Here is a 23,765-nt window from a genome sequence, read left to right on the forward strand (position 1 = left end):
GAACGGAAATGGCACGACGGCTCCGGTGTATCGGTACCAACTCCGGCAACAGCGGGTGCCCGACCCTGTACGAGGACCTGGACAGCGGGGAGGTCCTTGTACAGGGCGACGCGGTGACCGATCCCGACGACGTCGCTCAGCTTCGGAACGTCAAGGCCGGGGAAAGCTTCGTGATTGTTCCGCGTGTGCTGTTGGCGGACTTCGCACCGAAGGAGGCCGAGAGGGTTCCCGTGATGATCAGCTTCGAAGAGTTCGAGTCCATGTTTGAGACGTGTGAGCACAGCGCGTGGCGGCTGGAGTCCCGTAGCCGCTATGCCTCCGACGAGGAGACCGAGACGTACCGGCGCTTCGCGCGTGGGGAGGACTCCGGCTGGGACCTGGACGACCCCTGGTGCGTGGTGCGCCGCGAGCAGACGGCCCTGGGCAAGCGGTTCGAGCGCGTACGCGTCGTGGACAGCCCGCCGACGGTGGGACAGCGCTACCTGCTCGACAACGCGCGCCGGAACAGCGCGGTGGGAGAGAACATCCGCAACCTGTGGCGCGCCGACGCGACGCGTCTCCAGCTGCCGGAGGACGACTTCTGGCTGTTCGACTCCCGGGTCATCGCCCGCCTGCACTTCGATGACGAGGATCAGCTCACCGGAGTCGAGCTGATCACCGACCCCGTGGAGGTCTCGCGTGCCTGCCAGGTACGGGACGCCGCCTGGCACCACGCCGTCCCCTACCAGCGGTTCGCGGAACAGATGCCGTCCGGCGTGTGACTTCCGACTTCCAGCGAGCACGGGTGGCCCTCGGTGCGCGGCTCCGTGAGCTGCGCACCGATCGGCGTCTCACCGGGCGGCAGCTTGCGGCACGACTGGGCTGGACGCAGTCCAAGGTCAGCAAGCTGGAGACCGGTCGGCAGACCGCGACCGCGGACGATCTGCTGGCATGGGCCGGCGGCACGGGCCATCCGCAGGCGGCAGAGGAGCTGATCACCAGGCTGAGAAGTCTGGAGTCACGTTCCCGTGCGTGGCGCAGACAACTGGCCGCAGGACACAGACCGGTCCAGGACACGCTCACCGTGCAGTACGAGCGCTCCAGGAGGATCCGGGGCTGGGAAAGCTCCATGGTTGCCGGGATGCTCCAGACCGCCGAGTACGCCCGCCACGTTTTCACCCGCTACACGGACCTGCACCAATCGGTGCGGGACACCGAGGAAGCCGTGCGGGCGCGCGTGAGGCGGCAGGAACTGCTGTACGAGCCGGGCAGGACGTTCCACATCGTGATGTGGGAGGCAGCGCTCCGGGCTCTGGTGTGCCCACCCGCGGTGCTCGCCGCGCAACTCGACCGCCTGGCGGGTGTACTGGGGCTGGACACCGTCTCCCTGGGCATCGTCCCGTTCGGTGCCCCGCTCGGCATTCCACCGGCCAACGGGTTCTGGTTGTACGACGATCGATTGGTGATCGCGGAGGACTGGCACGCCGAACTCTGGCTGGACGACGCGGACAGCGTCGGCGTCTACCGGAAGGTGTGGCAGACGCTCTCCGACTCCGCCGTCTACGGTGCCGATGCCCACCGCGTGATCGCTCGTGCCAGGCGGGCGCTCGACACCGTCTGAGAATCCCTCGGAAGATCACCGGCAGGCTCGCGAAATCCGGCGAATCAGCCCCGACACGGCCGGACAACCGGCCCTAGCGTCTCCTCATGGACAGTTCGCACCAACTGAGGAGAGCGTTCATGGGTGATCCCAAGCACGGCGGCGGGACCGGATCGGGTCAGGGCGGAAGTCAGCAGGACGACAGCAACTCCGGCGCCAAGCATGGAGGCGGCGGCTCCGGTGACGGCGATGTGAACCGTGACGACACCCGGCCCACCAAGCGGTGAGCGAGCGACACGTGACGGGGGCCGGCCCGGAGGGGCTGGCCTCCCGGCTCATGGACATGAAGGTCCTCGCGGACATGAAGGTCCTCGCGTCCGACTGGCTCCCGGCATACCGGGCCGTACCCAGAGAAGCGTTCGTTCCGGACCTGATCTGGCCAGGTGTGACCGACGGTACCGGAGGCGCTGACGCCATCGACCGCCGCACGGCCCCTGAAGCCTGGTTCCGGGCTGTCTACTCGGACGTGTCCCTCACCACTCAGTGGGACGACGGGGAGCACACCGGGAAACGCCGGGGAAAGAACCCGACCTGCTCCAACTCTCAGCCTTCCATGGTGTTCTCCATGCTGACGGCTCTGGACGTGCGGCCGGAGTCCGCCGTCCTGGAGGTGGGAACCGGTACCGGCTGGAACGCGGGCCTGCTGTCCGAGCGGGTCGGCTCCGACAACGTGGTGACCGTGGAGTGCGACCCGCGAAGCGCGCTCACCGCCCACGCTCGGCTGGATGCCGCCGGATACAGCCCGGTGGCCGTCGTCGGGGACGGCTCCCTGGGCTGGCCGGCACGTGCTCCGTATGACCGGGTGCTCATCACGGCCTCGCTCCGGGAGATCCCGGCGGAGATCATCGGACAGACCGAGCCCGGTGGGCTCATCGTTTGCCCGTACGCCACGGAGTACGGCGGGGAGGCCGTCGTCCGGCTCACTGTCCAGGAGGACGGCGGCGCCGGCGGTCCGTTCATCGGGCCGTCCGCGTTCATGCGCCTCCGCCGGCAACGTGCGTTCCGGACTGACACGCGGGAGTACCTGCGCAGGCCCTGGCCGGCCGGTGGACGCCGTACGGAGACGGCGCTCTCCCCGGAAGCCGTGAGCGACTGGCTCCCGATGTTCGCCATCGGACTCCAGACACGGGGGATGTTCCCCTGGGCTCAGCACTACGCGGACGGTTCCTACACGCTGTGGCTCCGCGACACGGCCGTGACGTCGTGGGCCACAGCCGACTACGAACCGGGGAGGGACACCTTCGAGGTCTACCAGGGCGGACCACGTGATCTGTGGAGCGAGCTCACCGCCGTGTACGTCTGGTGGGACGGCCGGGGGCGCCCGGGGTTCGAGCAGTTCGGACTGACTCTGGAACCGGACGGTACGCCGTGGGCGTGGCTCGACTCCCCGGAGCATCCGGTCCCCGCCGTCGGATAGCCCACGCGCTCTACCGCGACCGGCCCGCCGTCCTCTCACCCCACCACGGTGGGCGGGCCCGCCCCTCCGGGCGGCCGGCAGAGGGAAGCGGGGGAACTGGACGGGGCCGGGGTAAAAGGGGACGGCTACTGTCGGGGGATGCCGCACCAGCCCGCCTCCGCACCTTCCGCCCCGCCCGCTCCCGAGCTGTTCACCTGGGAGTTCGCCACCGATCCCTATCCCGCTTACGCCTGGCTGCGCGAGCACTCGCCCGTGCACAGGACCACGCTGCCCAGTGGGGTCGAGGCATGGCTCGTGACGCGGTACGCGGATGCCCGGCAGGCCCTCGCCGACGCGCGGCTGTCCAAGAACCCCACGCATCACGCCGAGCCGGCCCACGCCAAGGGGAAGACGGGCATTCCCGGCGAGCGCAAGGCGGAGCTGATGACACATCTGCTCAATATCGATCCGCCCGATCACACCCGGCTGCGGCGGCTGGTGTCGAAGGCGTTCACGCCCCGCCGCGTGGCCGAATTCGCGCCGCGCGTGCAGGAGTTGACCGACCGGCTCATCGACGACTTCGCCGCGAAGGGCGAGGCGGACCTGATCCATGACTTCGCGTTCCCGCTCCCCATCTACGCGATCTGCGATCTGCTCGGGGTGCCGCGCGAGGACCAGGACGACTTCCGCGACTGGGCGGGCATGATGCTGCGGCATTCAAAACCAGGCCACACGGGCGGGCCACGGGGCGGAGTCGGGCGCTCCGTCAAGAAGATGCGGGGCTATCTCGCCGACCTCATCCACCGCAAGAGGGCGGACCGCGGTGATGATCTGATCTCCGGACTCATCCGGGCCGGCGACCACGGGGAACATCTCACCGAGAACGAGGCCGCGGCGATGGCCTTCATCATCCTCTTCGCCGGTTTCGAGACGACCGTGAACCTCATCGGCAACGGCATGTTCGCGCTGCTGCGTCACCCCGAGCAGCGCGCGCTGCTCCAGCGCTCGCTCGGAGCGGGGGAGACCGGCCTGCTCGCGACGGGGGTCGAGGAACTGCTCCGCTACGACGGCCCCGTGGAGCTGGCGACCTGGCGCTTCGCGACCGAGCCGCTGACGCTCGGCGGACAGCGGATCGCGGCGGGCGATCCGGTGCTCGTCGTCCTCGCCGCCGCCGACCGCGACCCCGAGCGCTTCACGGATCCGGACACCCTCGACCTCTCCCGGCGTGACAATCAGCACCTGGGCTACGGACACGGCATCCACTACTGCCTCGGCGCGCCGCTCGCCCGAGTGGAGGGGCAGACCGCGCTCGCCACCCTGCTGACCCGGCTGCCCGATGTGCGGCTTGCGGGAGATCCTGCCGATTTGCGGTGGCGCGGAGGGCTCATCATGCGTGGATTGCGCACGCTTCCGGTGCAGTTCACGCCATTGTCCGGCTGAAAGTTTACTGACGACCCGTCAAGACTGTGACTTTCACGTGATCTCCGCTGCATCGACTTGTGACAGCAGTTCGAGTACCGCTACGTTCTCGAAAACTCAGCCGCCACACGCAGTAGTCGAAACATCAGTCACACGGAAGGCAATCGCATGCGCTCCGGGAACGGCCGACACCGTCGACCTCGCCAGGCCCCCGCTCTGATCGTCGCGGCAGGGGTGACCGGCTCCGCGATCGCCATTCCGCTGCTCGGTGCCACCAGCGCCGGCGCGGCGGACGCCTCCACCTGGGACCGCGTCGCCGAGTGCGAGAGCGGCGGCATGTGGAGCGCCGACCTCCGCAACGGCTACTACGGCGGACTCCAGATCTCCCAGGAGACCTGGGACGACTTCGGCGGCGCGGAGTACGCGGCCAGTGCCGACCTCGCCAGCAGATCGCAGCAGATCGCGATAGCCGAGAAGATCCTCGACGCGCAGGGCCCGAAGGCATGGGCCAGCTGCGCCGCGATCTCCGGGCTGACGGCGGGCAGCGCCGCGCCGGGCGTGGACCCCGGTGCGGCGCCCGAGGCGGAACGGGAGACGGCGCCCGCGTCGTCCGGGACCCCCAAGCCCTCCGGCACGTCAGGGAAGACCGGGACGTCAGGGAAGACCGGGACGTCCGAGCCGTCCGAGCCGTCCGGATCCTCCGACGCGTCGGACAAGGCCGGGGGCTCCCCGTCGGATGCCTCCCCGGGCACGTCCTCGTCCACCCCGGACGCGACCGCCCCTGACGGCACGACGCCCGCCCCCTCCGAGTCCTCCGGCGCCTCAGGCGCCGCCCGTGACGCGGAGGCAGGGGGCAGCGCCAACGGCAAGCACCGTGGCGACGCCTCTCCGGAGGACTCCGTACCGGGCAATTCGGGTGAAGAGCGCGAATCCGGCCGTCATGCCTCGCGAGGTGACGGATCGGCACGTCACGCGGGCGGCGCGGCGGACGGAACGGACGGCGCGGACGCGGTGGATGGTCAGTACACCGTCCGCGCCGGCGACTGCCTCTGGCTCATCGCCGACGAGCGCGAGGTGCCCGGCGGATGGTCCGCGCTCTACGAGGCGAACAAGGACACCGTCGGCGCCGACCCCGACTTGATCCTTCCTGGCCAGACCCTTGATCTGGGCGTGAAGTAGAGGCAGTTAGAGACTCTATGTCCGCTTCTGTGAAAGTGAGACAAGGGTCTCTTCGCCGCAACTGGGGCCAATTGCTCAACGGGTCGCGCCGTTTCGTCTCCCACCTGCGCAAATGAGGTCGCCCCAGGGGGAGGTAAGGGCGATTTTTCCTTGATGTGCTTCTTTGAACAACGGGCAGACCTGTGATTACGGTCTGAACCGCTCGCACCGCGGGCCCCGTCGACCGTCACGCCGAATCCTGCCGTCGGTCGGGGGGAGTAACCGACGCGTCATGCGCCGTAGGCAGGAGCGGGGGACCCAAAGGTTCGCGCCGGGCTCCGGCCGTCGAGAGACGGCCGAGGACCGGCTTGGGGTGAAGCCTTGTGCGCCAGAGCACAAGGCCGGGCAACTCACTTGGCCCGAACCCGACAGCTGACCTCGTAGGCGTCGGTGAGGAGATGTTCCATGCTGCTGCGTTCCAGCAAGGCCAAGCACCGCCGCCCGTCGAAGGCCGCCCGCTACGCCACGCTCGCCGGCGTCACCGGTGCCGCCGTCGCCGCCCCGCTGCTCGGCGCGACCTCGGCCACCGCCGCGACCGCCTCCGAGTGGGACAAGGTCGCGCAGTGCGAGTCCGGGGGCAACTGGTCCATCAACACCGAGAACGGCTTCTACGGCGGCCTCCAGTTCACGCCGTCCACCTGGGCGGCCTACGGCGGTACCGCGTACGCCGCCCGCGCCGACCTGGCCAGCAAGTCCCAGCAGATAGCCGTCGCCGAGAAGGTCCTCGCCGGCCAGGGCAAGGGCGCGTGGCCGAACTGCGGCGTGGGCCTGTCCAGCGCCGCGTACGACGGTGGCTCGGCCGACCGGAGCACCCAGCAGCAGTCGCAGCCCAAGCAGCGGTCGCAGCAGCAGACCCAGCCGAAGCAGCAGTCGCAGCCGCAGCAGCGGGAGAGCGCGGAGACCACGCGCGGTGCCGCCCAGCCCGCCTCGCGCGGCGAGAGCCGTCCCACCACGATCAAGAAGGGCGACGGCGAGTACAAGGTCGAGTCCGGCGACACCCTCTCCAAGATCGCCAAGGCGGAGAAGGTCAAGGGTGGCTGGAAGAAGCTGTTCGACCTGAACAAGGACATCGTCAGCGACGCCGACGTGATCTACCCGGGCCAGCAGCTCCACCTGAGCTGACCCCACCGGGGCCTCCCACCGGGGCCTCCCCCCCCGGGGGCCCACTCGGGGATCCCGGGGTCGGCCCCCGGGATGGTCCCGGGGTCGGCCCCCGGGACCCACCAGGGAACCCGGGGATGTCCCGAGGCCGGCCCCGGGAACCAGGGAACCCGCGCCCCCGCGAAGGGCCCCTGGCCCCACCCGAGACCACCCCGGCCGGGCGCGTAATCCCCCGTACGCGCCGGGCCGGGGTTTCGGCTGTGGCCCGCCCGCGGGCGGGCCACGGCTCCCGCCGGCTCCCGCGGTGCGGGAATCGGGCCTCATTTCGTCTTAGGTTCGTCTTAGGTGGCGGGCACCGGCCGACCGATGACCCCGCGCCGGATAGTCTCGTGTCGCAAGGCCAATGAGACCCTGCACTCCAAGCGTCACATCCCAGAAGGAGATGCTCGTGCCGTCCATCGACGTCGTCGTAGCCCGGGAAATCCTCGACTCCCGAGGCAACCCCACGGTCGAGGTCGAGGTCGGCCTCGACGACGGCAGCACGGGTCGTGCTGCTGTCCCCTCCGGTGCCTCCACCGGTGCGTTCGAGGCCCTTGAGCTCCGCGACGGTGACCAGAACCGCTACCAGGGCAAGGGTGTCGAGAAGGCCGTCCTCGCCGTCATCGAGCAGATCGGCCCGGAGCTGGTCGGGTACGACGCCACCGAGCAGCGCCTGATCGACCAGGCGATGTTCGACCTGGACGCCACCCCGGACAAGTCGTCGCTCGGCGCCAACGCCATCCTCGGCGTCTCCCTCGCCGTCGCGCACGCCGCCTCCGAGGCCTCGGACCTCCCGCTCTTCCGCTACCTCGGCGGCCCGAACGCGCACCTGCTGCCCGTTCCGATGATGAACATCCTGAACGGCGGCTCGCACGCCGACTCCAATGTCGACATCCAGGAATTCATGATCGCCCCGATCGGCGCGGAGTCCTTCTCCGAGGCCCTGCGCTGGGGTGCCGAGGTCTACCACACGCTCAAGAAGGTCCTGAAGCAGAAGGGCCTCTCCACCGGCCTCGGCGACGAGGGCGGCTTCGCGCCGAACCTGGAGTCGAACCGCGCCGCGCTCGACCTCATCCTCGAAGCGATCAAGGAGGCCGGTTACGTCCCCGGCCGCGACATCGCGCTCGCGCTCGACGTCGCCGCGTCCGAGTTCTACAAGGACGGCTCGTACGAGTTCGAGGGCAAGTCCCGCTCGGCCGCCGAGCTGACCGAGTACTACGAGGAGCTCGTCGCCGCGTACCCGCTCGTCTCCATCGAGGACCCGCTCTTCGAGGACGACTGGGCCGGCTGGAAGGTCCTCACGGACAAGCTCGGCTCCAAGGTCCAGATCGTCGGCGACGACCTGTTCGTCACCAACCCGGAGCGCCTCGCCCGCGGCATCGAGGAGGGCTCGGCCAACGCCCTGCTCGTCAAGGTCAACCAGATCGGTTCGCTGACCGAGACCCTGGACGCCGTCGAGCTGGCCCAGCGCAACGGCTTCAAGTGCATGATGTCCCACCGCTCCGGTGAGACCGAGGACGTCACCATCGCCGACCTCGCCGTCGCCACCAACTGCGGCCAGATCAAGACCGGCGCCCCGGCCCGCTCCGAGCGCGTCGCCAAGTACAACCAGCTGCTGCGCATCGAGGAGATCCTCGACGACGCGGCGGTGTACGCGGGCCGCAGCGCGTTCCCGCGGTTCCGTTCCGCCTGATCCTGTTCCTCTGGATATGAGGGCGAGGGGCGGCTCCGCCCGTCGTCCGTACGTCCCCGGTCGCGGTCCCGTACCGTGTCCGGGGACGTACGTACAACAGGGGACGTAACAGGGGAGGCGAGCCATGGCCGGGAACCGGGACCGGTTCTCCACCGCGACCAGGCTGCGACTGCTCGGCGAGCAGACGGCCGCCCGGGTCTACCGCTCGCAGAACCGCAGGCAGGACCGCCGCTCCCGGCTCACCGGCCGGGCCGCCTTCCTCGCCCTGGTCGTGTGCACACTGGTGGTGGCGCTCGCGTATCCGATGCGGCAGTACGTGTCGCAGCGGAACGAGATCGCCGACCAGGAGCGGCTGGCCCGCGAGGCGAAGCAGCGGGTCGAGGAGCTGCGCGACGAGAAGGCGCGGCTCCAGGACGACGCGTATATCCAGCGGCTGGCCCGGGAGCATCTGCATTACGTGATGCCGGGGGAGACCGGCTACACCGTGATCGACCCGGACGTTCGCGAGCAGCGCCGCGAGGAGCGGGGGGCGACGGACCGCCCCTGGTACTCGAACGTGCTGGACGGCGTGGACAACGCGGACCGCCAGGACAGATAGTCCGGACAACGCAGATAGTCCGGACAACGCAGATAGTCCGGACAATGCAGATGGTCCGGACCCATACGGCCGGACACAAGAGACTCAGCCCAGAACCGCGGAACACCCGAGAACCGCAGAACATACCTAGGCAGGCATGGACACGCCCCCTCCGCAGACCGAACGCACGGAACCCACCGACGCGGACGTCGCGGCATTCAAAGAACAGCTCGGCCGCCCGCCGCGCGGCCTGCGCGCCATCGCGCACCGCTGCCCCTGCGGTCAGCCGGACGTGGTCGAGACCGCCCCGCGGCTCCCCGACGGCACGCCCTTCCCGACGACGTACTACCTCACCTGCCCGCGCGCGGCCTCGGCCATCGGCACGCTGGAGGCGAACGGCGTCATGAAGGAGATGACCGAGCGCCTCGCGACCGACCCCGAGCTGGCCGCCGCGTACCGCGCGGCCCATGAGGACTACCTCGCGCGCCGCGACGCCATCGAGGTCCTGGAGGGCTTCCCGAGCGCAGGCGGCATGCCGGACCGGGTGAAGTGCCTGCATGTCCTGGTCGGCCACTCACTGGCGGCCGGGCCCGGGGTGAACCCGCTGGGAGACGAGGCGATCGCGATGCTGCCGGAGTGGTGGGCGAAGGGCCCGTGTGTGACGCCGTGCGTGTCCGGTCCTTCCGACGGTCCTTCCGGTGGTCCGTCCGGTGGTCCGTCCGACGACGAGGGGGATACGGAATGACCAGGGTCGCCGCCATCGACTGCGGTACGAACTCGATCCGCCTGCTCGTCGCCGACGCCCACCCCGAGACGGGTGAACTGGTCGACCTCGACCGCCGGATGAAGATCGTCCGCCTGGGCCAGGGCGTGGACAGGACGGGCCGGCTCGCCCCCGAGGCGCTGGAACGTACCTTCGCCGCCTGCCGCGAGTACGCCGCAGCCATCAAGGAACACGGCGCCGAGCGCGTCCGCTTCGTCGCCACCTCCGCCTCGCGCGACGCGGAGAACCGCGACGAGTTCGTCGGCGGGATCCTGGACATCCTGGGCGTGGAGCCCGAGGTGATCACCGGCGACCAGGAGGCGGCGTACTCCTTCACCGGCGCGACGAAGGAACTGGGCCCGTCCGACGGGGACAGCTACCTGGTCGTGGACATCGGCGGGGGCTCGACCGAGTTCGTCGTCGGCGACGACCAGGTGCGCGCCGCGCGCTCCGTGGACATCGGCTGCGTACGGCTGACCGAGCGCCACCTCGTACGGGACGGCGCCGTCAGCGATCCGCCCACGGAGCCGGAGATCGCCGCGATCCGCGCCGACATCGAGGCCGCACTCGACCAGGCCGAACAGACGGTCCCGCTGCGCGAGGCCCGCACCCTGGTCGGACTGGCCGGTTCCGTGACCACGGTCGCCGCGATCGCGCTCGGCCTGACCGAGTACGACTCCGCCGCGATCCACCACTCCGTGATCCGGTACGACCAGGTCCAGGAGATCACCACCCGTCTGCTCCACGCCACGCACGCGCAGCGCGCCGCGATCCCCGTGATGCACCCGGGCCGGGTGGACGTCATCGGCGCGGGCGCCCTCGTACTCCTCGCGATCATGGAACGGACCGGAGCCCAGGAGGTCGTGGTCAGCGAACACGACATCCTGGACGGGATCGCCTGGGCGGCGGCGACCGCCGGATGAAGGCGATGCACGAGTTCCTCGACACAACGGACCTGCCGTGGCGGGCCGTTGACGGCCACCCGGGCGTGACGGAACGGGTGCTCAGCGCGGCGCCGGGCGACGAGGGAGAGCTGACTCGTCTCGCGCGCTGGGCACCGGGGCTGGACACCTCCGAGGCGGGGGTCATCCGGCACGAGTACTACGAAGAGGTCTACCTCCTCGAAGGCGAACTGCACGACCTGACGCTGGGCGCGACGTTCGGGGCGGGTTACTACGCGTCGCGACCGCCGGGGATGCCGCACGGTCCGTACCGGACGGAGACGGGCTGCACAATGCTGGAGATCCGCTACTGGCCGACATCGTCGTAGGCGATCTCGTACGACCAGAGCGTGGAGGTCAGCAGTACACGCCGCGCCCTCGGGGTGCTCACCGCGGTCGGTGAAAAGGTCCGTAAGCAACTCGGCCATCGTTACGGTCGGACTGCCACCGGCCAGGACTGCCTCGGCCTCACGTGCCAGCAGTCGATCGGCCGCCTCGTCCAGTGCCGCGAAGTCCGCGATCGGCACGAGGTCAGCCATTGGCGGCGTGGGTGGTGGCGAAGGCCACGAAGTCGGTCCAGGCGTGGGGGGTGACGGTGAGGTGGGGGAGGTGGGGGGCTTTGCTGTCGCGGATGGGGACGAGGTTGTGGGCGCGGGCGTGGGAGGGGGACCACTCGACGCAGTTGCCGCCTTCGTACGTGCTGTAGCTCGACTTCACCCATGCGCTTGGAGCGGGGTTGGGGTTCACAGTCTCTCCATCTGCTTTCTGATGAACGCAGCGCTCTCCCGTGATGAAAGCGCCTAGCTGGTCAAGTCATCGTAGGCCGCGCATTCCTGTCCGAACAGGTGAAATCCGCGAGCGGTACGGGGTCAGCTTTTGGCGGCGTGGGTGGTGGCGAAGGCCACGAAGCTGGTCCAGGCGTGGGGGGTGACGGTGAGGTGGGGGAGGTGGGGGGCTTTGCTGTCGCGGATGGGGACGAGGTTGTGGGCGCGGGCGTACAAAGGCGACCACTCCAGGCAGTTGCTGCCGTCAGCAGGACCGCTATAGGTGGACTTGACCCACGTGGTGGGGACGGGATTGGGGCTCACAGTGTCTCCATCTGCTCTCTAACGAGGGCAGCGCTGTCCCGGGCCGAAAGCGCCTCACTCGTCAAACCATCGTAGGCACGCACCGCTGTTCGAACGTGTTCGGACTCTTCGATGATGCCCGTCGTACGGTAGGTCTCAACGCACACCACCGTCATATGGTTTGACGTCGTGAGGAACGTGACCGGCCATTCCATGAGGGAATGCGGTTCCGCATCGAGCGGCAGTACCTGTAGGCGTGTGGTGGGTCGTTCGGCGAGACCCAGCAGCACGGCAAGTTGCTCGCGCATCACATCGCGGCTTGCGAAGCGGCGCCGGATCACGGATTCGCACAGCACAACGCGGACGTTCGGGGGAGCATCACCCCGGAGTAGTTCCTGCCGAGCGAGTCGCGCCCGCACTGACGCGGAGATCTCATCGTCAGATGCCCGCGGATTGTCGGCCCGGAAAAGCGTACGAGCGTACTCGGCAGTCTGAAAGAGACCAGGAATGACGGCGGGAGCCCACTCCCAAATCGCGATGGCCTCCCGTTCCAGGCTCATGCGCCGCCGGTACAGGGCTGGGAAGGATCGCGAGACCACCTCCTCGTAGAGCCGCTTGAACTGCCCGTCGGTCTCAAAGATCTGATCGAACACGGCGGGCAAGTTGCTGGCGATCGGCGGGACTCCGCGCTCGATGCGGCTGATGGTGGACTTCGACGTACGCGCCTTCTTCGCCAGGGCCGACTGCGACAGCCTGCCGGCCGCCCGCAGTTCGCGGGCGTTGCGCAACGCCTCGCCGAATGCCTCCCGGGGACTCCTCACCGGTTCGTCAACATCGCGTCGCTCCGTCATGCGAAACCTCCTTGACCACTGACCTGAGACTCGACGTCACTCGTCGTATCCGTGCAGGTCAGGCGTGTGGAGGCGCGCCAGTGAGACCAATGCGCAGGTCGGACGGTGAACCGCTTCCCAACGTAGCGCGACCCATCGCACTCTGAACACGGTTCGTAACTAATCGTAAGAAGGGTGAAGCCTGGTGGATCCGACCGAAGGCGTGACCGAGGACTTCTGGCGGCTCGTGCCGGAGTGGGTACCGCGCGACGGATACGCGACAGCAACCCCCGCGCTGATGCGCGAAGTTGAGGCCGGACTGATGCGGCGGTTGTCCGATGGCGACTAGCGAGGCACGACGGCTGCTGTCCCTGCTGATCGCCACGTTCGGCGCGGACGGCGCGCTCCTTGTGTGGAAGGACCCGCTCGGCGGGGACGGTACGGGGGAGACTCCGCCCGGCGACGGGCCTCCCGGTGGGTCGCCGGAAGAACTCAGGGCGCGGGTGGCGGAACGCAACAAGTGGAGCAGCAGGGGTGGAGTGTGAAGCGCGCGCGGCGCTGGTTCGCGGGCGCGCTCTCCGTCTCGGTGCGGCTCGTCAGTCCACGCCGAAGGCGTGCTCACCGGGAGTACAAGCGCTGGGAAGCGCTGTTCGCCTACCAGGCGCCGGACGAAGCGGCTCTGTACGAGCGGATCTTCGGCTGTCCGCCGCCGGGCACGAGGGACCGTGAATGACGCGTCTCGCCGCCATCGCGGTGACGGTCGGCGCGAGCCTGTGGGTGATTGTCGTGGCCCTCATACTGGGCCGGCTGTGACGGTGGGTGGCTTGTCTGCGCGGGAGTGGTGTGGGGTGGCGCGGCACCGGCTCAGCGGGCTGATGTGAGTGGGTAGTTGAGACTCATGCCCCGCTGGTGGCGGTGCGTTGTTGGGTGCGGGTTCGTGCCGAGGGGTAGCCGGGGTGGGCCGGGGGGTGTGGATGCGGGTGGGGGCCGCCCCTGGGTTTGAGTTTCGCGGTTGCGGGTCGGGTGTCAAGGGCGCTCCTGCGTCGCGTCGGCTGCGCCGATTGCGCTGCGCTTCACCCTGGACGCCCGCCCCTCCACCGCAAGTGCGGCTTTGAGGGGGGCGGCCCGGGGGAGGGGTCCCCGGGGAAGCACCCATGTTCCGGGGGCTGTCTCCCGGCCTCGGGTGAGTGGACCCTGCGGGGCGCGCGGGAGTGGAGTGGGGCGGCCCGGCCCCGGCAAAGCGACTGGCCGCATGTGGGAGGCCGGGACTCATGCCCCGCTGGTGAGGGTGTGTGGGTGGTGGGGTGGGTGTGACTGGTGAGGCGCTGATTGGGCCGGTCAGAGGCGGTGATGTGTCGTGGGGACGACTTAACCGCGCTCAGGACGCATCACCGGCGGGGGAGCCCCAGAACAGCCCGCCAAACTGGGACATACAGGTCGGGTGCAGGCCCGTCCGCGCCAGTCGGCTGGTGCAGGCGACAACGGACCCGCACAGCGGGGCATGAGTCCCGGCCTCCCACCCGCATCGGCCCGCCGAGCCGGTGCCGGGCCGCCCCACTCCACTGCCGCGCGGACCACCCGCCGACCTGCGGTCGGCAACCGGTCCCCGGAACATGGGTGCTTCCCCGGGGACCCCTCCCCCGGGCCGCCCCCCTCAAAGCCGCACTTGCGGTGGAGGGGCGGGTGTCAAGGGTGGAGCGAAGCGGAATCGGCGCAGCCGACGCGACGCAGGAGCGCCCTTGATACCCGGCCCGGAGCCGCGAAACTCAAACCCAGGGGCGGCCCCCACCCGCATCCACACCTCCCGGCCCACCCCGGCTACCCCTCGGTACGAACCCGCACCCAGCATCCATGGCATTCGCGCGTCCCATGCGCATCCCATGCAACAAAGCCCGAGTCGCGGGCCCCGTCAGCCGTGCCCAGACTGGGAGTAACGGGTGATCCGGGAAGGAGCGCGCCATGTCCAAGCCGGCACCGCCCATGAGCATCGAAGAACTTCGTGCGCGACCGACCGAGCCCGCGAGCCGTGACAAGCCGCCCGGTCTGTCAGCTGGGTGCCAGAGCTCGTTCTACGTCCGCACCGAGGTCGACAAGCCGGAGGTCGAGGTGTCCATCACCTCGCTGGACGAGCACTTGGGGCCGGGCGAGGTGCATCGGGTGGACGTCCGGGTGGCCAATGGGAGGCGGCAGTCGTTCGCACCTGTGGTCAACCGGCTGCACGTCGTCGACCGTGACGTCCCCGATCACGCCGCCGACGGCTACCGGCCCGCCCACCTCGATCTGGTCCGGCTGCCGGAGGGCCGGGAGCCCGTCCGGTACCGGCCGACGCGCCTGAGCCCGATCAAGGGCCGGCCGGTCCGGCCGCTGAACGTGTACCAGCCCGACCGGCGGGTCGAGATGGACAGCCTTGCCTACCCCTTCAGCACGGTCGGCCGGGTCACGGTCCCGGTGGCCCCCGGTTCGGCCGAGGTGAAGATCGGGACAGGCACGCTGATCGGTCCCCGCCATGTGCTGACGGCAAGTCACGTCATGAACTGGCACTGGCCGGGCCCCAGCCTCGCCCCGGTCGCGTTCACCCCGTCGTTCAACCGAGGAGCGGCACCCTTCGGCGTCGCCAACGCCACCCGCACCTACTGGTTCAGGGAGGTGGACAACCCGGACGACGAGATCAGCGTCTCGCTGGACTACATCGTCTTCGTGCTCGATCGGCCGCTCGGCAGCCAGCTGGGCTTCATGGGAACGCGGGAGTACAGCAACGACTGGGACGACAAGCCGTTCTGGTTCAACGTGTCGTACCCGCACGACCGCGGGAACGACGAAGTGCCGTTCTTCCAGGACCAGGTGTCGTTCGAGGACGCCGACAACCCCGGAATCGTCGGCCAGGAAGGCGACGGCCTCTACATGGACACGGAGACGGCGAGCGTCGACCACGGTGCCTCGGGCAGTGCGTTCTTCGCGTTCTGGGCAAACGAGGACTTCCCCCGCGTCGTATCGGTGACCAGTGCCGAAGGCACGCTCAACTTCGACGACGACAACTGGGCGGCCGGCGGCCCGCCCCTGAACCGCCTGGTCAACAAGGCCCGTGCCGATTTCCCCTAGGTATCGGACAAGGCATCTGACAGGGTCGGCCACCCCATCACCCCGAGGGCTCTCGGAGGGCGCTGCGAATCCTCCGTGAGCCCTCCGCGAGGCCGCCGCGAGAAAGTTCGTGAACTTCTTCACAAGGAAATCGGCCCTGTGGGGTGGCGGGGCTGATGCAGAGGGCGGTCTGTTAGGCCCAAGGGGGCCCTGCGCCCTTATACCGGGCGGTTCCGGGCGCGTTACGCGCGTATGAACAGGGTGCGGCGGTACACCCCCGCCTGAGTGCGGAGGGCCAGCTCACGAGGGGTGGGCAACGACCAAACCCGCTATGTGGTTCCCCCAATGGACCATGACCTCGGTCACGCGAGCCGCGCAGTGTAGCACTAGGGGCCCCCTACCTTGTGAAGGGGCTCACGAGCCACCCCCCTGAGAGGGGTGGATACTCGATGGCATGAGCACCACGGAGCGTCCCAGGATCCTCGTTGTAGGCGGTGGGTACGTAGGCCTGTACGCAGCTCGTCGCATTCTGAAGAAGATGCGCTACGGGGAGGCGACCGTCACGGTTGTCGACCCTCGCTCGTACATGACGTACCAGCCCTTCCTCCCCGAAGCCGCCGCCGGCAGCATTTCGCCTCGGCATGTCGTCGTCCCGCTGCGACGCGTGCTGCCCAAGGCTGAGGTGCTCACCGGCCGGGTCACGACCATTGACCAGGACCGCAAGGTCGCCACGGTCGCGCCGCTCGTCGGCGAGGCCTATGAGCTGCCCTTCGACTACCTCGTCATCGCGCTCGGCGCCGTCTCCCGTACCTTCCCGATCCCCGGCCTCGCCGAGCAGGGCATCGGTATGAAGGGCATCGAGGAGGCCATCGGCCTGCGCAACCACGTACTGGAGCAGCTCGACAAGGCCGACTCGACGACCGACGAGGAGGTCCGCCGCAAGGCGCTGACCTTCGTCTTCGTGGGCGGCGGCTTCGCCGGCGCGGAGACCGTCGGTGAGGTCGAGGACCTGGCGCGCGACGCGGCCAAGTACTACACGAACGTGAAGCGCGAGGACATGCGCTTCCTCCTCGTCGACGTCGCCGACAAGATCCTTCCCGAGGTCGGCCCGAAGCTGGGCGCCTGGGGCAAGGAGCACCTGGAGAGCCGCGGTGTCGAGGTCTACCTGAAGACCGGCATGGACTCCTGTGTGGACGGCCGTGTCGTGCTCAACAACGGCCTTGAGGTCGACTCCAACACCATCGTGTGGACGGCCGGCGTCAAGCCGAACCCGGCCCTCGCCCGATTCGGTCTGCCGCTCGGCCCCCGCGGCCATGTGGACACCAGCGAGAAGCTCCAGGTCCAGGGCACCGACTACATCTGGGCCGCCGGCGACAACGCGCAGGTCCCGGATGTCGTGGGCCGCAAGGCCGGCAACCCGAACGCCTGGTGCCCGCCGAACGCGCAGCACGCGCTGCGGCAGGCGAAGGTCCTCGGCGACAACGTGATCTCCGGTATGCGGGGCTTCCCGCAGAAGGAGTACAGCCACGCCAACAAGGGTGCGGTCGCCGGTCTCGGTCTGCACAAGGGCGTCGCGATGATCGTCCTGGGCAAGATGAAGCTCAAGGTCAAGGGCCGGCTGGCCTGGTACATGCACCGTGGCTACCACGGCATGGCCATGCCGACCTGGAACCGGAAGATCCGGGTCTTCGCCGACTGGACGCTCGCGATGTTCCTCAAGCGCGAGGTCGTCTCGCTCGGCGCCATGGAGACGCCGCGCGAGGAGTTCTACGAGGCCGCCAAGCCGGCCCCGGCGGCAGCCGCCGCGCCGTCCGCTCCGGAGAAGGCGAAGGCGTCCTGACGCCGCCGCGCTGAACCCCGAAAGGGCCGTCCGCCATCCGTGGTGCGGGCGGCCCTTTCGCGTGCCCGCGCGCGCCCCCGCGAGCCGCCGGATGCGCGCCCCCCGCCCGCCGGTTACGCGCCCCGAGCCCACCAGCCATCTGCGCGGGTTCTCGCGAGCGCCGGGAGAAAAGCGGGCACATCCACCCTAAAGTGCGTGGTAGATGCAGGTATTTTGCCGTCCCATTGCGCGTCGTCGGGACTGCATCCGCACCCGACCGGTGTTTACGTGGTGTTGAGCATTTCCGGTATTCCTCATCACGGAGGTGTACGCCATGGCCGACGCCGCGCTGCGGCTGACCACTCTTGCCGAAGAGTTGCTGGGGGCCCCGCTCCCGGTCCGTATCCGTGCCTGGGACGGCAGCGAATCCGGTCCCCCGGACGCCCCGGCCCTGATCATCCGTAACCGTCGTGCCCTGCGTCGCCTCCTGTGGAAACCCGGCGAACTGGGCCTGGCGCGCGCCTGGGTGGCCGGTGAGATCGATGTGGAGGGCGATCTCTACGAGGCCCTCGGCCTCCTCGCCGGGCTCATCTGGGAGCGCGGCGCCGACGCCAAGGACGAGGTGCACCCCGTACTCGACCCCCGTATGCGGGCCTTCGCGCGCGGGTTCGTACAGATCGCGGGACCCTGGCCGCCGCCCGCCCCGCCCGCCGAGGAGATCCGGCGGCGGCACGGCGCGCTGCACACCAAGCGCCGCGACCGGGCGGCGATCAGCCACCACTACGACGTGGGCAACGACTTCTACGAGCTGGTGCTCGGCCCCTCGATGGTCTACTCGTGCGCCTACTGGGGTAACGGCGAGGGCGACGGCAACGGCTACGACGACCGCTTCACCCTTGAGGACGCACAGCGCGACAAGCTCGATCTGATCTGCCGCAAGCTCGCCCTCAAGGAGGGCGACCGGCTGCTCGACGTCGGCTGCGGCTGGGGCTCGATGGCCATCCACGCCGCCCGCGAGTACGGCGCCCGCGTCACCGGCGTCACCCTTTCCCGGGAGCAGGCCGCCTACGCGCGCAAGCGGGTCGCGGAGGAGGGCCTCACCGACCGTATCGAGCTGCGGGTCCAGGACTACCGGGACGTCAGGGACGGCCCGTACGACGCGATCTCGTCCATCGGGATGGCCGAGCACGTGGGCTCGGTCAAGTACCGCGAGTACGCCGACGATCTGTACGCCCTGCTCACGCCGGGCGGCCGGCTGCTCAACCACCAGATCGCCCGCCGTCCCGAGAAGGACGAGAGCAAGTACCGCATCGACGAGTTCATCGACGCGTACGTCTTCCCCGACGGCGAGCTGGCGCCGGTCGGCAGGACGGTCGGCACGCTGGAGGAGGCGGGCTTCGAGGTCCGCGACGTCGAGTCGATCCGGGAGCACTACGCCCTGACCCTGCGCCGCTGGGTGGCCAATCTGGAGGACCACTGGGCGGAGGCCGTACGTGCCACCTCCGCCGGACGCGCCCGCGTCTGGCGCCTCTACATGGCGGCCTCCGCGGTCTCCTTCGAGCGGAACAAGATCGGCGTCAACCAGATCCTGGCCGTGAAGACCCCGGAGAGCGGTGCCTCCGGGATGCCGGCGCGAGCGCGGGTGTGGGGCGGCTGACGCGGCACACCATGCGGGTGACAAAGAGGTGATCAGGCCCGGACAGTGACGGCGAATTGGTACGTTCTGCCGTCCGGGCCTGGATGACGGAGCCGCCGGGCACACCCCTGCCCGGCGGCTCCGTTTTCCGCTTTCCGCGGGGTTTCACCAGGTCCGTGCTTCGTGAGTCATGTGCTCCCCGAGCCGAACCGAACAGGAGACCGGTGTGCACCGCCACCACCACCGTCACCACCATCGCCGTCGCCATGGACACCGCGGAACCCGGCTGTTGGGCCTGGCCGCCGCCCTGATGTGCGTCCTGGCCGTTCCCGGCGCCGCGTGGGCCGACGGGGACGACGGGTCCGAGTTCCGGGCCCCGTCCGAGGCCGAGCCCCCGTCCAGGGGCGAATCCCCGGCGCCGTCGGGGTTACCGGCCGGGGCCCCCGCCGCCCCGGTCACCACCGGCGCGATCTTCAACGACCCCGCGGGCACCACCGCCCAGCGGGACAGGATCAGGAACCATGTCGTCTCGCTCATCGACGGCTCCCCGGCGGGCAGCTCGATCGGCCTGTCCCTCTACACCTTCACCGACGACAGCGTCCGCAAGGCCCTGATCGCGGCCAAGGAACGCGGCGTCGCCGTCCGGGCGCTCCTCGACTACAAATCGCACGAGACGGTGACCGCGGGCGGCGAGTACGAGAACCTCGCGGCGGGCCTCGGCACCGACCGCGCCCGGCCGTCCTGGGTGATGTCCTGCCCGTCGAACCGCTCGTGCGTCGGCAACCGCACGATCGGCAGCCGCGCGATCAACCACAACAAGTTCTTCCTCTTCTCCCGTACGGGAGGCGCGGAGAACGTCGTCGTGCAGACCTCGGCCAATATGACCGGCACCCAGCGCACCGACCTGTTCAACAACGCCGTGACGATCGCCGACCCCGGTCTCTACGACAACTACGCGGCGTACTTCTCCGACCAGCTGAGGTACGGCGCCGCGGGCCCGGGGCTCGCGACGTACTACCGGACGCCGTCCAGCGCGACCGACCCCGCGTACAAGACGTACTTCTTCCCGCGCCGCGAGACCTCCGGCACGGACTACCGGAAGGACCCGGCCACCGACACGGTCAAGCTCCTCCTCGACAAGGTCGCGTGCTCGTCGACGCGCCACTCCGAGGTGCGGATGGCGGCGAACCTCTTCTACCGCGACCAGATCGCGAGCAAGCTCGTGGCCATGAAGAAGGCGGGCTGCCTGGTGTATCTCGCGGGCGACGGCAATCCGAACGGCGGGGGCACCGGCGTACCGTCGCTCGGCAGGACCGTCACCTCCCTCGTCTCCGGCAAGCTCACCCAGCGCGTGGAGTGCTGGGAGGACCCGCCCACGAGCGGGGCGCCGAAGATCGGGCTGCACTCCAAGTACGTGCTGGTGAAGGGGACATACGAGGGCGTCGCCAACAAGAAGATCGTCTGGACCGGAAGCCACAACTACTCGTGGCAGGCGCTGCGTTCCAATGACGAGACCCTGCTGAAGATCGACGACGCCGTGATCCACGACCAGTACAAGGCCAACCACGATCAGCTGATGCGCTACTGCGCCGGCACGTGAGTACGCGGGAGAGGGCGGGACCCCGCGCCGGGGTCCCGCCCTCTCCCGCTCTCTCCCGTCGTCTGCCCTCTGCCGTCCCTCTCCCGCTCTCTCCTCGACCGGGACCGCGTTACTCGGTCTTGATGGCCGTCAGCATGTTCAGCTTCGCGGCGCTGCGCGCCGGCCACAGCGCGGCGAGCACGCCCACCAGACCGGCGAGGACCAGGAAGATCCCGATCCGGTCCCACGGGATGACCAGCGCGTAGCCAGGGACTTGGTCCTTGATGGTCTGGCCGGCCGCCCAGGCCAGGAAGGACCCGAGCCCCACCCCGATCACCGCGCCGAAGAGCGAGATGACGATGGCCTCCAGCCGGATCATCCGCTTGACCTTGGCCCGGTCCAGGCCGATGGCCCGCAGCATGCCGATCTCCTGCTGACGCTCGAAGACGGACATCGCCAGCGTGTTGACGACCCCCAGGATCGCGATGACCAGGGCCATCGCCAGCAGGCCGTACATGATGTTCAGCGCGGTGTTGATGAAGCCGCCGAACTCGTTCCTGATGTCCTGCTGGTCCATCATCGTGATCGCCGGGTTCTTGCCCAGCGAGTCCACCAGCGCCTGCTCGTTCGCGGCGCTCGCGCCGCCGTCCATCTTCACCCACACCTCGGGGATGTACGGCTTGGCCTCGTGGGCGGACGCCAGCTCGGTCGACATCAGCACCGGCGAGAGGAACTCGTTCTTCTTGTAGGTGGCACCGATCTTCAGCTCGCCCGTCTTCTTGTCGCTGAAGGTGACCTGCACGGTGTCACCGACCTTCCAGCCGTTGGACTTCGCGGTGTCCTCGGCGACCGCGATCTCGCCCTGGGCGAGCGTGTCCAGAGAGCCGGAGACCGAGGCGATGTTGATGACTTTCTCGATGTCCCCGGGGGTGACCGCGGAGGCGGAGTGGTAGTCGCCCTTGATCTCCAGCGCGGCGAGCTGCTGCGGGGAGACCGCGCTCACGCCGGGCGCCTTCTCCAGCGCGGTCAGCACGCTCTCGTCCAGATCACCGGCGGCAGCCATCGTCACCATGTAGTCGGCCTTGATGTTGTCCGTGGTCATCCTGTCCACGGCCTGGCCGACGGTGACACCGATCACCGTCAGCCCGGTGACCAGCGTGAGCCCGATGGCCAGTGCGGAGGCGGTGGCGCCGGTACGCCGCGGATTGCGGACGGCGTTCAGCCCGGCCAGCTTGCCGGACACCCCGAAGACCCCGCGCAGCAGCGGCCGTACCAGCGCGATGACCGGACGCGACAGCAGCGGGATCAGCACGATCACGCCGATCATCGTCAGGAACGCGCCGCCGCCGATGAGGATCCGGCCGTCGGAACCGGCCGCGGCGCCCGCGACGATCATGGCGGAGCCGAGCAGGGCCAGCGCGCCGCCGATGGAGTTCCGTACGACGAGCGACTTGGTGGTGGCCACGCCGTGCACGCTGTTCATCGCGGCCACCGGCGGGATCTTCGCGGCCCTGCGGGCGGGCAGCCAGGCGGCGAGCAGCGTGATCAGCACCCCGACACCGAAGGCGGCGCCGACGGCGGTCGGCGAGACCACCAGCGCGCCCGCGGGTATCTTCGCGCCCGTCACACCCATCAGCGAGCGCAGCGCGATGGCGAGGCCGAGACCGAAGAGGAAACCGATCGTGGAGGCGATCACGCCGACCACCGCGGCCTCGGCCAGCACCGAGCGCTTGACCTGGCGGCGGGAGGCGCCGACCGCGCGCAGCAGCGCCAGTTCCCTGGTGCGCTGGGCGACCAGCATGGTGAACGTGTTGGAGATCAGGAAGATGCCGACGAAGAGCGCGACGGCGGCGGCGGCCAGCAGGATCTGGTTGAGGCCGGAGAGGCCCCTCTCGATCTGGTCGGCCTGCTCGGTGGCGAGCTGCCCACCGGTCTTCGCCTCGGCGTTCTTCGGCAGCAGGGGCTTGACCTGGTCCAGGATCCGGCTCTCGGAGGCCCCGGCGGCGGCGGTGATCGTGAGATCGCTGTAGAAGCCGGGCTCCAGATAGAGCTTCTGCGCGACGGCGGTGTCGAAGAGGACGAGACTGCCGCCCGCGTTGACCTGTCCGTCGTCGGTGGTGAAGACACCGGTGAGGGTGTACTCCTTCACCGGCCCGTTGGTGGCGACCCGTATCGGCTCGCCGACCGTGTACTTCCCCTTGGCCGCGGTCGTCTTGTCGAGTGCGATCTCACCGTCCTTGGTGGGACCCGCGCCGTCGGTGAAGGAGTAGGCGGCGTCCTTGCCGTTCCTGCCGGGCGCGAAGTTGGAGCCGGTGTTGCTCCAGCCGTCGCCGATCAGCTTGCCGTCGGGGTCGGCGACCCCGGCGAAGCCGTTGACCCGGCCGGTGACGGAGGCGACCCCGTCCAGGCCCTCGATCTTGCCGACGGTCTCCTGGGCGACCCCGGGGGCCGCCTTGGCGGCGTCGGTGTCGCCGGAGTCGCGGGTGTCGTACGCGGTGACGCCGACGGCGACGTCCTGGTAGCTCTTGGACGACTGCTTCTCGAAGGCGTTGCCGAGGGTGTCGGTGAAGACCAGGGTGCCGGAGACGAAGGCGACGCCGAGCATGACGGCGAGGACGGTCATCAGCAGCCTGGCCTTGTGCGCGAGCACGGTGCGCAAGGCGGTACGGAACATGGTGGAAGTCCTGGTGAGGGTGGGCGGAGAGGGCAGGCCGAACAGACGGGACGGCACGACGGACCGGACCGAGGGGGCGGAAGCGGGGCCGGCCGCCGGGGCGTCGGCCCGAGGGGGCCGCGTACAGGTCAACGAGCACGCGCGGACGGAGCGCCACGTACGGGTGAAACACCACGTACGGGTCAACGGTCATGTGCGGGTCGTGCCGGGCGTGCGGATCGTGCGGGTTGTACGGACCGACGGGTGACGGGCCGGGGGCCGGCGGTCGTGTACGGGCGGAACGGAGCCGACGGAGC

The 23,765-nt window shown here is 69.4% G+C and carries 24 protein-coding genes, 1 pseudogene and 1 riboswitch; of the genes and pseudogenes, 20 read left to right on the plus strand and 5 right to left on the minus strand.

Going from position 1 to position 23,765, the window contains the following annotated elements:
- Window positions 1–8: 8 nt before the first annotated feature.
- The 12 genes from ACZ7LS_RS29220 (at window position 9) to ACZ7LS_RS29275 (ending at window position 11,115) form a co-directional block, all read left to right on the plus strand.
- Window positions 9–761 carry a DUF6879 family protein gene (locus tag ACZ7LS_RS29220; protein WP_385131441.1) on the plus strand — a complete coding sequence of 251 codons (753 nt, stop codon included), beginning with the start codon at window positions 9–11 and terminating at the stop codon, window positions 759–761.
- The gene (locus tag ACZ7LS_RS29225; protein ID WP_382671450.1) at window positions 758–1,600 is read left to right on the plus strand and encodes a helix-turn-helix domain-containing protein; all 843 of its coding nucleotides are present in this window, start codon (window positions 758–760) and stop codon (window positions 1,598–1,600) included. Before ACZ7LS_RS29220 ends, ACZ7LS_RS29225 begins: the two co-directional genes overlap by 4 nt.
- A gap of 119 nt (window positions 1,601–1,719) precedes the next feature.
- Window positions 1,720–1,866 carry a hypothetical protein gene (locus ACZ7LS_RS29230; protein WP_382521832.1) on the plus strand — a complete coding sequence of 49 codons (147 nt, stop codon included), beginning with the start codon at window positions 1,720–1,722 and terminating at the stop codon, window positions 1,864–1,866.
- Window positions 1,863–3,056 (plus strand): methyltransferase domain-containing protein, encoded by a 1,194-nt coding sequence (locus tag ACZ7LS_RS29235; protein ID WP_385131438.1) that lies wholly within the window; start codon window positions 1,863–1,865, stop codon window positions 3,054–3,056. The genes ACZ7LS_RS29230 and ACZ7LS_RS29235 overlap by 4 nt, the downstream gene beginning before the upstream one ends.
- 138 nt (window positions 3,057–3,194) lie before the next feature.
- Window positions 3,195–4,475 carry a cytochrome P450 family protein gene (locus tag ACZ7LS_RS29240; RefSeq protein ID WP_385131435.1) on the plus strand — a complete coding sequence of 427 codons (1,281 nt, stop codon included), beginning with the start codon at window positions 3,195–3,197 and terminating at the stop codon, window positions 4,473–4,475.
- Between the two features lie 147 nt (window positions 4,476–4,622).
- Window positions 4,623–5,633, plus strand: coding sequence for a transglycosylase family protein (locus ACZ7LS_RS29245; RefSeq protein ID WP_385341612.1), 1,011 nt, complete (start codon window positions 4,623–4,625; stop codon window positions 5,631–5,633).
- 264 nt (window positions 5,634–5,897) lie between these two features.
- A riboswitch (cyclic di-AMP (ydaO/yuaA leader) is annotated at window positions 5,898–6,074 on the plus strand.
- 9 nt (window positions 6,075–6,083) lie between these two features.
- On the plus strand, window positions 6,084–6,794 hold the full coding sequence (locus ACZ7LS_RS29250; RefSeq protein ID WP_382522243.1) for a transglycosylase family protein: 711 nt from the start codon (window positions 6,084–6,086) through the stop codon (window positions 6,792–6,794).
- A 421-nt stretch (window positions 6,795–7,215) separates the two neighbouring features.
- Entirely contained in the window at window positions 7,216–8,505 is a 1,290-nt protein-coding gene (eno, locus tag ACZ7LS_RS29255) for a phosphopyruvate hydratase (protein ID WP_356512691.1), read from the plus strand.
- 124 nt (window positions 8,506–8,629) lie between these two features.
- Complete coding sequence (locus ACZ7LS_RS29260; RefSeq protein WP_382521820.1) at window positions 8,630–9,103, plus strand: FtsB family cell division protein; 474 nt, start codon at window positions 8,630–8,632, stop codon at window positions 9,101–9,103.
- A 136-nt stretch (window positions 9,104–9,239) separates the two neighbouring features.
- A complete protein-coding gene (locus ACZ7LS_RS29265) occupies window positions 9,240–9,827 on the plus strand; it encodes a DUF501 domain-containing protein (RefSeq protein WP_385131429.1) in 588 nt (195 codons plus the stop codon).
- On the plus strand, window positions 9,824–10,768 hold the full coding sequence (locus ACZ7LS_RS29270) for a Ppx/GppA phosphatase family protein (protein WP_385131426.1): 945 nt from the start codon (window positions 9,824–9,826) through the stop codon (window positions 10,766–10,768). The genes ACZ7LS_RS29265 and ACZ7LS_RS29270 overlap by 4 nt, the downstream gene beginning before the upstream one ends.
- Complete coding sequence (locus ACZ7LS_RS29275) at window positions 10,765–11,115, plus strand: cupin domain-containing protein (RefSeq protein ID WP_385131423.1); 351 nt, start codon at window positions 10,765–10,767, stop codon at window positions 11,113–11,115. The genes ACZ7LS_RS29270 and ACZ7LS_RS29275 overlap by 4 nt, the downstream gene beginning before the upstream one ends.
- A gap of 63 nt (window positions 11,116–11,178) precedes the next feature.
- On the opposite strand, the pseudogene ACZ7LS_RS29280 reads toward ACZ7LS_RS29275, so the two are convergent.
- The 4 genes and pseudogenes from ACZ7LS_RS29280 to ACZ7LS_RS29295 all read right to left on the minus strand — a co-directional run.
- Window positions 11,179–11,328 (minus strand): annotated as a pseudogene (locus ACZ7LS_RS29280) (type II toxin-antitoxin system Phd/YefM family antitoxin); the annotation flags it as partial.
- The gene (locus ACZ7LS_RS29285) at window positions 11,318–11,533 is read right to left on the minus strand and encodes a DUF397 domain-containing protein (RefSeq protein WP_385131421.1); all 216 of its coding nucleotides are present in this window, start codon (window positions 11,531–11,533) and stop codon (window positions 11,318–11,320) included. The gene ACZ7LS_RS29285 and the pseudogene ACZ7LS_RS29280, both read right to left, overlap by 11 nt.
- A gap of 122 nt (window positions 11,534–11,655) precedes the next feature.
- On the minus strand, window positions 11,656–11,874 hold the full coding sequence (locus ACZ7LS_RS29290; RefSeq protein ID WP_385131418.1) for a DUF397 domain-containing protein: 219 nt from the start codon (window positions 11,872–11,874) through the stop codon (window positions 11,656–11,658).
- On the minus strand, window positions 11,871–12,704 hold the full coding sequence (locus ACZ7LS_RS29295) for a helix-turn-helix domain-containing protein (protein WP_129769339.1): 834 nt from the start codon (window positions 12,702–12,704) through the stop codon (window positions 11,871–11,873). Before ACZ7LS_RS29295 ends, ACZ7LS_RS29290 begins: the two co-directional genes overlap by 4 nt.
- A 184-nt stretch (window positions 12,705–12,888) precedes the next feature.
- Here ACZ7LS_RS29295 and ACZ7LS_RS29300 point away from each other — a divergent pair, with 184 nt between their 5' ends.
- From ACZ7LS_RS29300 to ACZ7LS_RS29330, 7 genes are all read left to right on the plus strand, one after another.
- A complete protein-coding gene (locus ACZ7LS_RS29300) occupies window positions 12,889–13,032 on the plus strand; it encodes a hypothetical protein (protein ID WP_382671421.1) in 144 nt (47 codons plus the stop codon).
- Window positions 13,022–13,228: a hypothetical protein gene (locus ACZ7LS_RS29305; RefSeq protein WP_382521802.1), complete on the plus strand. Its 207-nt coding sequence runs from the start codon at window positions 13,022–13,024 to the stop codon at window positions 13,226–13,228. Before ACZ7LS_RS29300 ends, ACZ7LS_RS29305 begins: the two co-directional genes overlap by 11 nt.
- Window positions 13,225–13,416 carry a hypothetical protein gene (locus ACZ7LS_RS29310; protein WP_382671418.1) on the plus strand — a complete coding sequence of 64 codons (192 nt, stop codon included), beginning with the start codon at window positions 13,225–13,227 and terminating at the stop codon, window positions 13,414–13,416. The genes ACZ7LS_RS29305 and ACZ7LS_RS29310 overlap by 4 nt, the downstream gene beginning before the upstream one ends.
- 1,226 nt (window positions 13,417–14,642) lie before the next feature.
- The gene (locus tag ACZ7LS_RS29315; RefSeq protein WP_385131414.1) at window positions 14,643–15,782 is read left to right on the plus strand and encodes a trypsin-like serine peptidase; all 1,140 of its coding nucleotides are present in this window, start codon (window positions 14,643–14,645) and stop codon (window positions 15,780–15,782) included.
- A 433-nt stretch (window positions 15,783–16,215) separates the two neighbouring features.
- Complete coding sequence (locus tag ACZ7LS_RS29320) at window positions 16,216–17,601, plus strand: NAD(P)/FAD-dependent oxidoreductase (protein WP_382671415.1); 1,386 nt, start codon at window positions 16,216–16,218, stop codon at window positions 17,599–17,601.
- Between the two features lie 313 nt (window positions 17,602–17,914).
- Window positions 17,915–19,237: a class I SAM-dependent methyltransferase gene (locus ACZ7LS_RS29325; protein WP_382521791.1), complete on the plus strand. Its 1,323-nt coding sequence runs from the start codon at window positions 17,915–17,917 to the stop codon at window positions 19,235–19,237.
- Window positions 19,238–19,442: 205 nt separating this feature from the next.
- The gene (locus tag ACZ7LS_RS29330) at window positions 19,443–20,816 is read left to right on the plus strand and encodes a phospholipase D-like domain-containing protein (RefSeq protein WP_382877106.1); all 1,374 of its coding nucleotides are present in this window, start codon (window positions 19,443–19,445) and stop codon (window positions 20,814–20,816) included.
- Window positions 20,817–20,925: 109 nt separating this feature from the next.
- Here ACZ7LS_RS29330 and ACZ7LS_RS29335 read toward each other — a convergent pair whose 3' ends face one another.
- The gene (locus ACZ7LS_RS29335) at window positions 20,926–23,469 is read right to left on the minus strand and encodes an ABC transporter permease (protein WP_385135819.1); all 2,544 of its coding nucleotides are present in this window, start codon (window positions 23,467–23,469) and stop codon (window positions 20,926–20,928) included.
- Between ACZ7LS_RS29335 and ACZ7LS_RS29340 the strand changes: the two genes are divergently transcribed.
- A complete protein-coding gene (locus ACZ7LS_RS29340; protein ID WP_385135822.1) occupies window positions 23,468–23,716 on the plus strand; it encodes a hypothetical protein in 249 nt (82 codons plus the stop codon). The two genes, ACZ7LS_RS29335 and ACZ7LS_RS29340, sit on opposite strands and share 2 nt — an antisense overlap.
- Window positions 23,717–23,765 lie beyond the last annotated feature (49 nt).

This window comes from Streptomyces sp. NPDC039430, assembly GCF_055639435.1.